The organism is Rhodoferax potami, from assembly GCF_032193805.1.
GTDB lineage: Bacteria > Pseudomonadota > Gammaproteobacteria > Burkholderiales > Burkholderiaceae_C > Allorhodoferax > Allorhodoferax potami_A.
The window spans coordinates 3,480,773-3,494,992 of sequence record NZ_JAVBIK010000001.1; the positions used below are offsets into that span (position 1 = coordinate 3,480,773).

Below are 14,220 nucleotides of genomic sequence, written 5' to 3' on the forward strand. Positions count from 1 at the left end.
AACCGACTCGGGGCGCCCCGCGTCTGGTCAGGAAGGTTGAGTCAGCGCCGCCACATTCTCAACGGTGGGTGGAGCAGACGGCTCAACCACGGGCGTTATCACCGCAGGGTTAGGCTGAATGCTCTGGATAGGTTTGCCGGACACAACACTTTGCAAGCGCGCGTATTCGGCCAAAACTTTGGCTGTATAGCCGCCATCTGATTCCATGTTGCCGGCCCCTACATACAGCTTGAGGCCGCCCTCGACCGAGCCAGCGCGGGCTATGCACTCTTTCAAAACCTTGGCACCAACCCGCAAATTGGAGACAGGATCGAACGCTGCCAACTTGCCGCCATAGCCCTCGTATTTTTCGCTGTGTACTTTGGTCATGACCTGCATCAGGCCTTGGGCGCCTACATGGCTTTGTGCGAAGGGGTTGAAGCCTGATTCCACCGCCATGACCGCCAGGATCAAGGTGGGGTCCACCTTGGCTCGTCGACCTGTTTCAAAGGCTTCTGCCACCAGTGCACTCAGGGGTTCCGGTGCGACGCCGTACTTTTTGCTTAACCAAAATGCAACTGCTGCCTGTTGTTTGGGCAGTTCTTGGGGGTTGGTGGCTGTTGCACGCTCGATAGCCTCTGGCTCCAAGTTAACGCTGGCTGTTGGCGCGTGGCGGTCTTGGAGCCAGCCCATCAGGCGAACTTCGCTTTCGGTGCGGATTTCGGGGTGTGCAACCAGAGTAATGATTGCGAACATGACGGCTAAGCCAAGAAGTGCAAAACCGTTGTGTGTAATTTCAAAAAAACCTTGGGCGATGTCGTTCGCAACAGTGCGAATGCCTTTGGTGATGCGGGTAGTCGCTGTCATAGCTCTTCCTTCTTTGGCGGGGGTGGCCGACTAGGTTTGCCAAGTCGGCAAGTCCTTGCAGGTCCCCTCGTTTGGGTTGGTACGCTATCAATATCCTGCGGCGTCGTCTCGACATGTGCAGCGATTTGAATATGCCGGGTTCGGCAGCGGGGCGGGTAATCCCTAGGCGGGATTTGGATTGGGCGGATTCTATGGGTGCTTTATATGCCAAGTCAACCATATCAATCCTATTTGATATGGTTGACAGATTCTAAAAGACCGATTTTTCTCCGTTTTTGGGCTGAGACCTAACTTAGGGCAGGGTACTTGCAATGCAAGTCCAAAGGGTGCAAGAAAGGCTTTGCTTTTTCATCGGGTGTGTTTCTGGGGACCTATGCAGCATCTATATATAGAGCACCCGCCGCTGCAGTGCACTTACCCTAAGGGGAGGTCGGAGTGTCCGAATGAAGCCGCCACCCCTTTACATTTTTGGTCTGCAAAGCTTACGCCTGAAGCACGCTCTTCGGTCAAGAGAGGAGGGGCAAAACTCGCTGCCGTCGAGGACTTGCTCCCCGGCTTTTTCGGCTCCTGCGTGGAATGCGCCAAAAACAATGCGGATTGTGTTGAAAACGCAGCGAAAATACGAGGTTGCTTATTTCATACCCACTTTACTCTGAGCTCGCTGTGACGTCGAACCAATCTGCTAAAAACACTGATATCGCCTCTCTGGACCGTCTGACTGGCGGAGCCTTTACCGCTGCCACTGCGGGGGAGCGTGCGTCCCGCATTCGTGACTGGTTGTTGACCCAGCCGGGCCACGAACAGTTGGCCGACGTCTTCAAAGAGCTGAGCGTGAAGGACAAGGGCGCCGCCAAATTGGTGCGAGAAAAGCTCGATGAGGCCCGTCGTGCCAAAGGTCAGGAAGCACTGGGTGCTGAATGGTCTGCCAAAGCGCAAGCCCTGATCGATACCGCCAAACTCAATATTGCAGACGCCCTTGCTTGGCAACGTGATGCCGCCAAAGCGGGTGCACCGTTGAGTAAAGAGCCATTGCTCACCCTGAAGGGACAGCTTTCCGAGCGCGTGAAAGGGATCGAAGACCTGCAACACCAGGTGCAGGTCCAGCGCGAAGCGGCAGTATTGCTGGCTCAGCGTATTGAAGTGCTGTCCACCAAAGCATTGGCAGATGCTCAAACGGCAGTTGATGCCCTGCGCACCGATGTGCAGCACTGGCAGAGCCAAGCCGAAACCTTGGTTTCCAACAGCAACTGGGTGAGTGTGGATGTCAAGTTCCCGGCTTTGTTGGATGCGTCCAAAGGCCAGTTGTTGGTGGTGTGGGACGCTTTCCAGGCCGCATTGGCACTCGCCCTGACTGCCGCGCAAGATGCGGCGGCACCTTTGCCTCCAGTGCCGGTGTGGGCCGACGAGATCCGTGCGCTGCGCGGCGTGCCGGCAGAGGTGGCCCCCAAGATTTCCAAGCCCAAGGTAGATCCCGAGTTGCGCGCACAAGCGCAAGCTGCGGTCAAGGCAGCGTTGGCCACCGTTGAGCAAGAAGTGGGCGAAGGCCATGGCAAAGCTAGCGCCGGTGCCGCTGCAGGCTTGCGCAACGCCCTAAAAGAATTCGGCAAACTGATTGATGCCAAGCTTGAAAACCAGGCCCACGCCGCTTTGTCTGCTGCAGGTGAGTTGGAAGGTTGGCAGCGCTGGCGTGCAGACCAGATTCGTGAGGAGCTGGTGGGCAAGGCTGAAGGCCTGCTCAAGCGCCCCGATGGACAGGCGATCGGTGGCCGCAAGATGCAAGAAACCTTGCGCAGTCTTCGTGACCAGTGGAAGCAAACCGACCAAGGCGGTGTGCCCAACCATGCGCTTTGGAAGCGTTTTGACGAAGCCTGCAACGAAGCTTACAAGGTGGTGGAGAGCTGGTTGGAAAAGGTCAAGGCGGAGTCTGCCGAGCACCGTGCCCAACGATTAGCGCTTATTGACGAGGTCAAGGCATGGGCTGCGGCAAACCGCACCGCATTGGATGATGACTGGAAAGGTTTCAATCGCATCCTCTATCAGTTTTCCGACCGTTGGCGCGAAGCTGGCCATGTGGGCGAAAAAATGTTTGCGGAGCTGCAACCCTTGTGGAAAGCAGCTTTTGCAGAGGCCGCGGCTCCGCTGGAGGCGGTTCAGGCTCAGAGCCTTGCAGCTCGCCAAGCCATGATCGAAGAGGCCAAGCAGCTCGGTGCCATGCCGGTACTGCGGATCGATGCGGTCAAATCCTTGCAGCAACGCTGGCAAGCCCAGGCCCACGCGATCCCGGTCGATCGCCGCCAAGAGCAAAAGCTGTGGGATGCCTTCCGTAAGCCCATTGACGATGCCTTTAATCGCAAAAGTGCTGACCGTGAAAAAGCGGAAGCTGCCTTGGGTGCGCGCGACCGCGCGGTGCTTGATGCAGCCAAGGCGTTGGAAGCTGCTAACGCCTCTGGCGATGCAACCGCCATCCGCGCAGCCATGACAGCGCTCGACGCTGCGCTGCATGGTCAAGCCCAAGCCCAGGCGGATGTGGCCGCGGAAGGCGCCGGTGAACAGGCAGCACAAGGCTTGGTTCAACAAGAAAATCCGGTGTCTACCCAGGCGGAATCTGCGTCGGTAGCTATCGAAAGTGTAGCAATGGAAGCAGCTGCTGAAGAAGTTGAGTCCTCGGCCGCCGTAGCGCCTGTGGTCGCTCCCAAGCCAGCTCCTAAGCCGGTGGTGGCGGTGCGCGGAGACGACCGTCCCGGTATGAAGAAGGAAACGCCTGCAGATCCCCGCGCGTCCAAATTTGGCGACCGCAAAGATGCAGGGCGCGGTGGGCGTGATGCCGGCAAGCCCGGGTTCGGCGACCGTGCGCCTCGTCGCGATGACCGCGCCGGCATGGGTGACCGCAACCGTGCGCCCATGAGCAGCGCGCCACGTTTGGGTGACACCGCTTTCCGTGCGCAACGCGAAGCGATGGAAAACGCCCAATTCGCACTCAAAAAGTTGGCGGCCCAAGCCCACGGCGAAGCCTTGGTGCAGTTGTTGTCTGCGTGGGAAAAGCGCGATGCTGCCCTGTTACCTACGGCTCAAGACTTGGGTGGCCGTGCCGCGGGTCAGGCCCGTAATGCTTGGGTGAAGGCTGTCAGTGCCTCGGCTGCTGTGAAGTCCGAGGTGGCTTCGCAACACTTGTTGCGCCTGGAAATGGCAGCGGAGGTGCCGACTCCCGCCGAGCATTTGGATGCCCGACGCGGCATGCAGTTGCAACTGTTGACCCGTCGCAATGACCCCGCACCCGCTCAAACCTGGGCTGAAGATACAGCGCAGGTATTGGCAGCAGCGTACGACGCGACACAAGCGCGCCGTTTGCAAAATGTGTTGAAAGTTCTGTTGAAGCGTTAAACACGCAGCTCCGTGCCGTTTGGCTCTGCGGCACGGAGCACGCTATCAATCTGCCTGATCAGCAGGCGTTGTGCGGGTCGAGGCGGGTCCACATGAGCGAGTCCGAGATCGGCTGCCGTTCTAGCCTCAGTACCTCTGCTCTGTCACTAGCTTTTCCCTGGATATGCCAGTCGCTCAGGACCCAGCGCTGTGTTCCGTGTTCCATCTCGTGGGTAGCGGGTTTATGCGTGTGGCCGTGGATGAGGTAGCTTGCGTCGGCGGACGCGAGCGCTTCTTGCGCTACGGAGTGGTCCACATCTGCGTAGCTGGCCACTTCTTTCTTTTTTTCACTCTGCAATCTGATATCGCTCGCAATCGCCCTGCGTTCTGGTAGCGGGCGCTTGAGAAAGTTGGCTTGCCAGTCGGCAGACCTTACGGTGCGACGGAAGGCTTGGTAATCCACATCGTCCACACACCAGGCGTCTCCATGGGTCAACACAATCCGGTGAGATGCGAAAGTCAGCGTAGTCGGGTCGGGCAAGAGCTGAGCTTGTGCCGCAGCAGAAAACGTTTGGCTGAGCAAAAAATCGCGATTGCCGACGATGCAATACACCGGTATCCGCGCTGCGGTGCTGCGAATAGTCGATACACAGGCGGACTCAAAACTCTGGGCATCCGTGAGGGTGTCATCGCCCACCCAGACTTCGAACAAATCGCCGAGGATGAAGAGTGCGTCTGCCTTGGTGTCTCGCATATAGCGGGCCCAAACTGCGTGTGTTTGGAGCTCGCTGGAGTGCAGGTGGAGATCCGAGATGAAATCCACCCGCCGCCAGTGGGGCTGTGCAATCAGTTCCACCGGCATTTTTCCATTTACAGCGCCACGGCTTTTTCGATGATCACATCCTCTTTCGGCACGTCATCATGGAAGCCTTTTTTGCCGGTCTTGACGGCCTTGATTTTGTCAACCACTTCAGAGCCGGCGATCACTTTGCCGAACACAGCGTAGCCCCAGCCTTGCATGCTGGGTGCGGTGTGGTTCAGGAAGCCGTTATCCGCGACGTTAATAAAGAACTGTGCAGTCGCAGAGTGCGGGTCGCCAGTGCGTGCCATAGCCAGGGTGTACGTCGAATTCTTCAAGCCATTGTTGGCTTCATTTTCGATAGGAGCGTCGGTTGGCTTCTGGGCCATTCCCGGCTCCATGCCGCCCCCCTGGATCATGAAGCCCGGAATCACGCGGTGGAAAATTGTGTTGTTGTAGTGGCCTTTGTTCACATACGCCAGAAAGTTGGCGCTGGACTTGGGGGCTTTCTCTTGGTCCAGCTCGATGGTGATAACGCCGTAGCCGGTGATGTGGAGTTCGACTTGAGGATTGCTCATGATTTAAGGGGCCAAAGTGGCCGAGTTGATAACGACAGGGGTTTGTGGCACATCTTGATACATGCCTGCATTGGTGGTCGGAACACCACGAATTTTGTCAATCACATCCATGCCCTGGACGACTTTGCCGAAAACAGCATAGCCATGGCCATCAGGGCGAGGTGCATTCAGGTTTTGATTGTCCACCACATTGATAAAGAACTGCGCGGTCGCGCTTTGCGGGTTGGCAGTGCGTGCCATCGCGATAGTGCCCCGGTCATTCTTCAAACCGTTGTTGGCTTCCAAGGGAATCGGCTCCCGGGTCGTTTTTTGCTGCATATTGGGCGTGAAGCCGCCGCCCTGCACCATGAAATTGGGGATGACGCGGTGAAAGATAGTGCCGTTGTAATGCTTGTCTTTCACATACCGCAGAAAGTTTTCGACGGTCTTGGGTGACTTGTCTGGATAAACCTCCACCGTGAAATTGCCTTGGGTCGTTTGAAACACGACTTTAGGGGCAACATCTTGAGCCACCGCTGCTTGTTGCAAGAGCAGGGCGGTGCAAACGGTCAGGGCTTTGAATCCTCGTTGAATCCATACGTGCATCACAGTACTCCTTCGTAAAAAATTTTCCATTGACCATTCTGGTAGCTCCAGTACTGCCGCTTTGTCCAGCCAATACGGGAGCCTTCGGCCACCTCGCCGAAGGTGGTCACCATGGTTTCGTTGCTATCAATCCAGTGGAGGTAAGAGACATCCTTCAGCTGGATCGTTCTTCCCCTGATTTTTTCCATCTCTCCGCGCAACAAAGGAGTCCATTGCTGGAGCGTTTTCCCGTTGCTGTTGAAGTCCGGGGTGTAGAAACTCAGCACCTGCTGCACATTACCGCCAGTTTTTGCATTGCGCCAGGCGAGAAGGGCACTTTCAAATCCCTTCGCGGCGTTTTTCGCGTTCACTGCCGGCACCCATTGCAGTTGCGGCGCGATGACGACCGGTGTTGCCCGGATCGCGACTGTTTTGATGATGCGCTCCAAGTCCGGATTGGCAAGGACGATACAGCCATCCGTTGCCAGAGGTGCACGGGCGAACTGAGTGGGCGGGGTTCCATGCAGCCAGATGCCACTGCCGGTTTTCCCGCGTTTCGTATCCAAAACATTCGGATAGTTGATGGGGAGGGCACCGGACCCGTAAAAGTCTTTAAGTGTCTTGGGGTCCAAATTGCTGGTGATGTAGTAGACGCCCAAAGGCGTTCTCTGGTCACCCTCTACGGCTTTGGAGATTCCCGCTTTTCCGACGGAAATGTAATAGTCCGCAATCAGCGTTAAGCCGTTTCCTGAGTTCTCAAACAAATACAAGCGTGACCGGGAGGCGTCGACTGCAATCGCGTGGCGGGTGGTCGGGGCGAGTTGCAGAAACTGCGCAGGAACCATGCCTGTCGGTGGCCGCTCTTTCAGCGCCTTCACCCGCTTGCTGGATTCCTCACGCAGTTCCTTGAGCGCTTCGCTCGCGCTTTTGGCCATCGCAGGCGGAACGTCGCCCAGTGTGGTCACCTGCCGTACCCGTGAGGCCAGCAGGTCGCCGTAGACCAGTTGTGCAAGCTGGAAGGTGGGGAAGTCAGCCGCAAGGCGTTCTGCTTTAAGAAGGGCAGACCGATTTTCACCCCGCCCAATGAGGCCGTAGACCTCAATCAGCCGGGCTTCTGCAGCACCAGTGTCGTCCTTGGCAGGATTTTTCGAAGCTGGGCTAACTGCCGGTTTTTGAGCCGGAATAGTCTTAACAGGATTTGCCGATGCATCGCCTGGATACAAACCCAGTCCTGCGGCAAACAACGGGAGGGTCCACAGAAAGGCACGGATATGGAGCACATTGGATTTCAATGTGCGCAAAAGGCTATCGAACACGTTCCGACAGTGCTCCGACGCCTCAGTTGCCAACAGATTCGCGAACAATCAGCCAGCGATCACCAGTTTTGGTGAGCTCCAGAACTTTCCGGCTGGACACTGCCAGCTCGTTGGCTTTGTAATCTTGGCGAAATTTCGCGGTCGCCTTCGAGCCGTTAACAGTGATGTTGAGGTTGCTGACTGTCACGGAGATCTTTGACTTTCCGGTAATGCGTTGGCGACGCTCTTCTTCCCAGGCAGACCGCTTCACACCACCTGGTGTATCGAAGTCCCGTCCGTAGGCTGACAAGTAGCCTTTCATATCGCGGGCAGCCCACGCTTTCGCCCAATTCCGTACCGCAGTTTCGACGTCTTTGCGTACATCGGCACCTGACGCTGGTTCGGCTTTAGGTTGGGTAGCAGGGGCGGCTGCCGCTGTTGCCGTCTGCGCCGGTGTTGCGTTCGCTGCCGGCATGGCGGGGGTTGCGGGCTTGCTGGCTACAGGCTCTGGGGCCGGCTTTGCCGGCGCTGCCACGGTTGGAGGCGCCGCGGGTGCCGGGGTAGACAGTGTTGACGCCGGACGCTGGCCTTTGGATGTGGCCGGATTAAACAGCTCGCGGATTAGAGCGAGCTTTGGTGGCACCGCTGCGTTGTTCGCATCGAGTTGCAATGCCTTTCCGTAGGCTTGGCTAGCCAACTTGGCATACACATCCCCCAAGTTCTCGTGGGCCGTGGTGTAGCTGGGGTTGGTGCGGATCGCCATCTCAAGGGCTGTACGCGCTTTGTCAAATTGACTTTGACCGGCGTACAGGACCGCCAGGTTGTTATAGGGCTCCGGGAGCTCAGGATAGTCTTCAGTTAACCGTGTGAAGGTTGCGATCGCTTCGGTGTTTTTGCCGGAATCACGTTGGATCACGCCCTTCAGGAAGCGCATTTGTGGGTCACGGGGTTTGGCTGCAAGATACTGATCCGCCTTGGCCATGGCCTCCGGGAGCTTTCCATTGCGCACCAGTTGCGCAACATCTGCGTAGTCGTCGGCATGGGCTACTCCAAACGACAAGGTAGCGGCCAGTGCAACCCAGCGGATTGCGGAAAAAAGCGGGGATGGGGCTTGCTTCATAGTGCCTTTGAAAACTTGCTCGGTGAGTCACCCTCGGCGCAGGGCTTTATACTGGGGGCATTATAGCCGAGGGGTTAGCGTGCAGCCCCGAGGACATCCCCCCCGATTTGATTGTTTGCGAGCCCTCTTTGCGTCCTTTTGTGATGTAGCGGGCTCGTTGTTTTTGTGTTCAGGTTTTTGATACCCATGAGTTTGCGCATTTTCAACACGCTTACGCGTTCGTTGCAACCCTTCACTCCTCTTGAGCCCGGTCACGTGCGCATGTATGTCTGTGGCATGACGATTTATGACCTGTGTCACATCGGCCACGCACGAATGATGATGGCTTTTGATGTGGTTCAGCGGTGGCTGAAGGCCAGCGATTTGAAGGTGACCTATGTGCGGAACATCACTGATATCGATGACAAGATCATCAGGCGTGCTCTGGAGCGCGGCATCACGATCCGCCAGTTGACCGATGAAATGATCGAGGCCATGCATGCCGACATCGGCGCGCTGCGCATTGAGGCGCCTACGGTGGAGCCTCGCGCCACTGAATATGTGCCGCAAATGCTGTCGCTGATTGGTGAGCTGGAGGCCAAGGGCTTGGCTTACCGATCGGGCAATGGCGATATGAATTACTCCGTCCGCAAGTTTGAAGGCTACGGGAAGTTGTCCGGCAAGTCTCTGGATGAGCTGCGCGCCGGCGAGCGAGTAGCAGTTCAAGACGGAAAGGAAGACCCCTTGGACTTTGTGCTCTGGAAGTCTGCTAAACCCGAGGAGCCACCTGAGGCGAAGTGGGATAGTACTTTTGGTTCAGGCCGACCCGGTTGGCATATTGAATGCTCGGCCATGAGCTGCGCCACGTTGGGAAAGACCTTTGATATTCACGGTGGCGGCGCGGACTTGCAGTTCCCCCACCACGAAAATGAAATTGCCCAAAGTGAAGGCGCCCACGGCCAGCCGCTGGCGCAGTTTTGGATGCATAACGGCTTTGTGCGCGTGGACAACGAAAAGATGAGCAAGTCGCTCGGAAACTTCTTCACCATCCGCGACGTACTGAAGCAGTACGACGCTGAAACCGTTCGCTTTTTCATCGTGCGGGCCCACTACCGCAGTGCCCTGAACTACAGCGACGCGCATTTGGATGATGCCCGCCAGGCACTCAAACGCCTGTATACCGCACTGACGGTCGCGGCGCCGTTGGACCTGGCCATTGATTGGGCCAACCCCTTCGCGGCCCGTTTCAAGGCTGCGATGGACGAGGATTTTGGGACCCCTGAAGCCATTGCTGTGCTTTTTGATCTGGCGGGCGAGGTCAACCGTACACGCTCGGTGGAGAGTGCTTCGCTCCTCAAGGCCTTGGGCGGCTGCATCGGCCTGCTGCAAGCGGACGCGAAGGCGTACTTGCAATCCGGAGCAGGGCTGGACGAAGCGACCATTGCGCAGCGTATTGCTGAGCGCGCCGCGGCGAAAGCCGCCAAGGACTTTGCGTTGGCAGACACGATCCGCAAAGAACTGCTCGCCCGGGGCATTCTGCTGAAGGACTCCGCCGCAGGGACGACCTGGGAGGCGGCAGAGTAATGGCGGTTGGAATTCCTGCGACTGCCGAAGCAGTCATTACCCCTTATTTTTGGGAAGAGGCCTGCAAACATCTGATGAAAAAGGATCGGGTGATGAAGCGCCTGATCCCGCAATTCGGGGATGCGTGCCTCCAAACCCGGGGCGACGCCTTTGTGACCTTGGCGCGCAGCATCATCGGTCAGCAGATTTCGGTGAAAGCCGCCCAAACGGTGTGGGACCGGTTTAGCCTGTTGCCCAAGAAGCTGACGCCCGCCAATGTCTTGAAGCTCAAGGTGGATGACATGCGCGCAGCTGGCCTCAGTGCCCGCAAGGTCGAATATCTGGTGGACCTGGCTTTGAACTTTGACAATGGTGCCTTGCACGTCAAAGATTGGGACAGCATGGACGATGAAGAAATCATCGCAGAGCTGGTATCCATACGCGGTATAGGCCGCTGGACGGCAGAGATGTTCATGATTTTCCACCTCATGCGTCCCAATGTGCTGCCATTGGATGATGCCGGTTTGATCACCGGCATCAGCCAGAACTATTTTTCGGGTGATGTGGTGAGCCGCAGTGATGCACGCGAAGTCGCGGCAGCCTGGGCGCCATATTGCAGTGTTGCAACTTGGTATATTTGGCGGTCTCTCGACCCCTTACCGGTCGCGTACTAACGGGTGGAGCGCTTGGGCGCTCGTACCGCAAGAAGGAGAAAAACGTTGGCAAAAAAGACTTTCCTCGATTTCGAGCAGCCCATTGCGGAGCTCGAAGGCAAGATTGAAGAGTTGCGCTACGTGCAAAACGAGTCCGCGGTCGATATTTCTGCGGAAATCGACCAGCTGAGCAAAAAAAGCCAGCAGCTGACCAAAGACATTTACAGTGACCTGACTCCTTGGCAGATCACCAAAATCGCTCGCCATGCAGAGCGCCCCTACACCTTGGACTACGTGGGCGAAATCTTCACCCATTTCGTGGAGCTCCATGGTGACCGCCATTTCGCGGACGATCTGAGTATCGTGGGTGGCTTGGCCCGGTTCAATGGCACGCCTTGCATGGTGGTCGGCCAGCAAAAAGGGCGTGACACTAAAGAGCGCGGCTTGCGTAACTTCGGGATGAGCAAGCCCGAGGGTTACCGCAAAGCTTTGCGCCTCATGAAGCTGGCGGAAAAATTCAAACTCCCGGTCTTCACCTTCGTCGACACACCCGGTGCCTATCCGGGGATTGATGCCGAAGAGCGTGGACAGTCCGAGGCGATTGGCCGCAACATTTTTGAAATGGCGCAGCTCGAAGTTCCGATCATCACGACCATCATCGGCGAGGGCGGTTCAGGCGGTGCGCTGGCGATTTCGGTGGCCGACCAGGTCATCATGCTGCAGTACTCTGTGTACTCGGTGATCAGCCCTGAAGGATGCGCCTCGATCCTCTGGAAAACCTCTGAAAAGGCGCAAGAGGCCGCTGACGCATTGGGCATCACAGCCCACCGCCTCAAGGCATTGGGCTTGGTGGACAAAATTGTGAACGAACCGGTGGGCGGTGCTCACCGCGATACCAAGCAGGCAGCCGCTTTCTTGAAGCGGGCGCTGGCCGATGCGTACCGCCAAATCAGTGACTTGAAGGTCAAAGAGCTGCTGGATCGCCGTTACGAGCGTCTCCAGAGCTACGGCCGTTTCACCGACACCAAAGCCACTGGGAAGTAAATGCCTGGCCGTGTTGCATGACACAGTCTCTTGAACACGCAATGCGGGCCTTCGGGCCCGCATTGCCTTTGGGGGTAGCCTACAGTGGCGGCGCAGATTCCACCGCGCTGCTGTTGGCGTGTGTAGCGCAGTGGCCGGGACAGGTTGTCGCAATTCATGTGAATCATGGTCTGCAGTCTGCGGCGCAACAGTTTGAACAGCATTGCCAAGAAACCTGTGCGCGCCTTGCTGTGCCTTTGCACATTGCGAAGGTGGCCGCCCACCCGGCACCGGGTCAAAGTCCTGAAGATGCTGCCCGCATCGCGCGGTATAAGGCTTTTGAGTCTCTAGCCGTCACCAATATTGCGGGAGGTGCTATTCAATCGATAGCACTGGCTCAACATGCGGACGACCAGGTCGAGACCATGCTGCTGGCGCTGAGCCGCGGGGCGGGCATGGCAGGCCTCAGTGGAATGCCGGCACACTGGCAGCGCGGCGGTTTGCATTTCCACAGGCCGCTGCTTCAGGTTGCCGGCAAGACATTGCGTGAGTGGTTGGCGCAGCAAGGCGAATCATTCGTAGACGACCCTACCAACGCGGATGTCCGTTACACCCGCAACCACATTCGTGCCCAAGTGATGCCGGCACTGGAGACTGTGTTTCCGCAGTTTCGCGATACCTTCAGCCGCAGTGCGCGACATGCTGCGCATGCGAACACGCTTTTGGAGGAGTTGGCATCTGAAGACTGGACCAAAGTTGCGCACGCCGAGATGCAATTGCCGCTGATCCGGCCTTTGCAAGCCATATCTATTGCGCGCCAAGCCAATGTCATTCGCCATTGGCTTAAAACGCTGTATGGCGAGATACCGCAAGCGGCACAGCTATCTGAGCTGCTGCGTCAGATCAAGGCCTGCACCACCCGAGGCCATCGCATTCATTTGAAGGTCGGCTCTGGCCATGTACAGCGGCGGGGAAGTACGTTGGTCTGGTTGAAAGAGCTTAAATAGGTGCTTGTGCGCCGATGAAATGTGGCTCTCACGCAAGCTTTTGTGATGAAGGTACGCGAGTTTGGAAAAAAGCGCCCAGACTCATGCGATAATTCTGGCTGCTAGGAAACGTGACCGAGTGGCCGAAGGTGCTCCCCTGCTAAGGGAGTATGGGGTGTAGAGCCTCATCGAGGGTTCGAATCCCTCCGTTTCCGCCAAAAATGAAAAAAGCCCATGTCAATCATGGGCTTTTTTTTGTCCGAAATTCCGGATGGCAGGAGGTATTCACCATGCGCATTATTTTTCTGGACTTCGATGGCGTACTCCACAAAGCGACAGAGATCGTCGATTGGCCGACCTCCGGGCTCAGCCTGAGTGAGTTTTCCGAACGCTTGCAGCTTTTCTATTGGGCACCGTATCTGGCCGGGCTCTTGGAAGCGCACCCTGAGGTGCAAATCATCATCCATTCCACCTGGCGCAAGCAGTGCTCTGTGGAGCAAATGCAGGTCTTGTTGGGCCCACTGGGCCCTCGTGTATTGGGAATGACCCACCGTGGGTTGTTACGGGTGGAGTCGATAGCTGACGCCATCAAACGCCACGATATCGAGGACTACCTTATCCTAGACGATGATGCAGGCGCGTTTCCCGAGGGTACGACCGGTTTGGTTCTGTGTGACCCACTCACCGGTGTTTCAGATCCTCACACTTTGGCGCGCATCGAAGCCTGGTTGAAACGCGCATAGCGCTTCTTTGGTAGCGATGCCTGCACTCTGCTGGCGTTTTGTCGGCTACTTTTAAAAGGTGATGCCTGCGGGGTTAGACGGGGAGGGCGCTGTTGGTCGGGGCAGCTCTGCAGGCTCAATGGGCGGCTTGGCCGCTTCTGGCGCTTTCGCAGGTGCTGCTTTCTGGATGCTCACCAGAGGCGTAGCTGCCGGATAGCGATAGGTTTTTGGCAGAATGGAGTCTTTCGGATAGCCTGCCGCATCCAGATACTGCACCCATTCCGCGTCTGAATAGCCTTTGAGTTTTTGCCCACCGATGGTGGCAAACGGCAACGTGGATTCGCCAGAGAGCCGTTGCAACGCCTCGTTGTCTTCCGCGTTGGAGACGGTTTTTTCGTTGAAGGGAACACCGCGGGACTTCAACAAGGTGCGGCCGGAGTCACAAGGAGCGCATTGTGCAGAGGTATACAACGTGACAGGAAATTTGGCCACGATCTGGCGCAGCTCATAAGGCAGGCCTGCGGTGGCACCCGCTCCCCCTGCATTGGCCGCTTGTACGTTTGCGCCGCCTGCTGCCTGTGCTGCGCTAGGGGGCTTGTCGGAGAAAGTCACCTTGCCATCCGGCCCCACAATTTTGTATACCCCTTGTGCCTGAGCCAGTCCGGTTAAAGACGCGGCGATCAATCCGATGGCGATGGTAGTTCGAGTCTGCATGATCGTAGAGGGCATCAA

The 14,220-nt window shown here is 57.2% G+C and carries 13 protein-coding genes and 1 tRNA gene; 7 read left to right on the forward strand and 7 right to left on the reverse strand.

Annotated elements, in window-relative coordinates:
• Positions 1-27: 27 nt before the first annotated feature.
• Positions 28-846: a lytic transglycosylase domain-containing protein gene (locus RAE19_RS16755; protein ID WP_313875942.1), complete on the reverse strand. Its 819-nt coding sequence runs from the start codon at positions 844-846 to the stop codon at positions 28-30.
• 663 nt (positions 847-1,509) lie between these two features.
• On the opposite strand from RAE19_RS16755, the gene RAE19_RS16760 reads away from it, so the two are divergent.
• Positions 1,510-4,227: a DUF349 domain-containing protein gene (locus RAE19_RS16760; RefSeq protein WP_313875943.1), complete on the forward strand. Its 2,718-nt coding sequence runs from the start codon at positions 1,510-1,512 to the stop codon at positions 4,225-4,227.
• Positions 4,228-4,285: 58 nt separating this feature from the next.
• Here the strand turns inward: RAE19_RS16760 and RAE19_RS16765 are convergent, their stop codons facing one another.
• The 5 genes from RAE19_RS16765 to RAE19_RS16785 form a co-directional block, all read right to left on the reverse strand.
• Positions 4,286-5,062: a UDP-2,3-diacylglucosamine diphosphatase gene (locus RAE19_RS16765; RefSeq protein WP_430962554.1), complete on the reverse strand. Its 777-nt coding sequence runs from the start codon at positions 5,060-5,062 to the stop codon at positions 4,286-4,288.
• 14 nt (positions 5,063-5,076) lie between these two features.
• Positions 5,077-5,583, reverse strand: coding sequence for a peptidylprolyl isomerase (locus tag RAE19_RS16770; protein ID WP_313875945.1), 507 nt, complete (start codon positions 5,581-5,583; stop codon positions 5,077-5,079).
• Positions 5,584-5,586: 3 nt separating this feature from the next.
• The gene (locus RAE19_RS16775) at positions 5,587-6,168 is read right to left on the reverse strand and encodes a peptidylprolyl isomerase (RefSeq protein WP_313875946.1); all 582 of its coding nucleotides are present in this window, start codon (positions 6,166-6,168) and stop codon (positions 5,587-5,589) included.
• Positions 6,168-7,376 (reverse strand): L,D-transpeptidase family protein, encoded by a 1,209-nt coding sequence (locus tag RAE19_RS16780; RefSeq protein WP_313876270.1) that lies wholly within the window; start codon positions 7,374-7,376, stop codon positions 6,168-6,170. The genes RAE19_RS16775 and RAE19_RS16780 overlap by 1 nt, the downstream gene beginning before the upstream one ends.
• Before the next feature lie 109 nt (positions 7,377-7,485).
• A complete protein-coding gene (locus RAE19_RS16785) occupies positions 7,486-8,562 on the reverse strand; it encodes a L,D-transpeptidase Cds6 family protein (RefSeq protein ID WP_313875947.1) in 1,077 nt (358 codons plus the stop codon).
• A gap of 186 nt (positions 8,563-8,748) precedes the next feature.
• On the opposite strand from RAE19_RS16785, the gene cysS reads away from it, so the two are divergent.
• The 6 genes from cysS (at position 8,749) to RAE19_RS16815 (ending at position 13,509) form a co-directional block, all read left to right on the forward strand.
• A complete protein-coding gene (gene cysS, locus RAE19_RS16790; protein ID WP_313875948.1) occupies positions 8,749-10,125 on the forward strand; it encodes a cysteine--tRNA ligase in 1,377 nt (458 codons plus the stop codon).
• Complete coding sequence (locus RAE19_RS16795) at positions 10,125-10,778, forward strand: DNA-3-methyladenine glycosylase family protein (RefSeq protein ID WP_313875949.1); 654 nt, start codon at positions 10,125-10,127, stop codon at positions 10,776-10,778. Before cysS ends, RAE19_RS16795 begins: the two co-directional genes overlap by 1 nt.
• Positions 10,779-10,823: 45 nt before the next feature.
• Entirely contained in the window at positions 10,824-11,801 is a 978-nt protein-coding gene (locus RAE19_RS16800; RefSeq protein WP_313875950.1) for an acetyl-CoA carboxylase carboxyltransferase subunit alpha, read from the forward strand.
• 17 nt (positions 11,802-11,818) lie between these two features.
• Positions 11,819-12,787, forward strand: coding sequence for a tRNA lysidine(34) synthetase TilS (tilS, locus tag RAE19_RS16805; RefSeq protein WP_313875951.1), 969 nt, complete (start codon positions 11,819-11,821; stop codon positions 12,785-12,787).
• A gap of 104 nt (positions 12,788-12,891) precedes the next feature.
• Positions 12,892-12,984: transfer RNA gene (locus RAE19_RS16810), tRNA-Ser, on the forward strand.
• A 72-nt stretch (positions 12,985-13,056) separates the two neighbouring features.
• Entirely contained in the window at positions 13,057-13,509 is a 453-nt protein-coding gene (locus tag RAE19_RS16815; protein WP_313875952.1) for an HAD domain-containing protein, read from the forward strand.
• A 51-nt stretch (positions 13,510-13,560) separates the two neighbouring features.
• Here the strand turns inward: RAE19_RS16815 and RAE19_RS16820 are convergent, their stop codons facing one another.
• Positions 13,561-14,202 (reverse strand): glutaredoxin family protein, encoded by a 642-nt coding sequence (locus RAE19_RS16820; RefSeq protein WP_313875953.1) that lies wholly within the window; start codon positions 14,200-14,202, stop codon positions 13,561-13,563.
• Between the last annotated feature and the right edge of the window lie 18 nt (positions 14,203-14,220).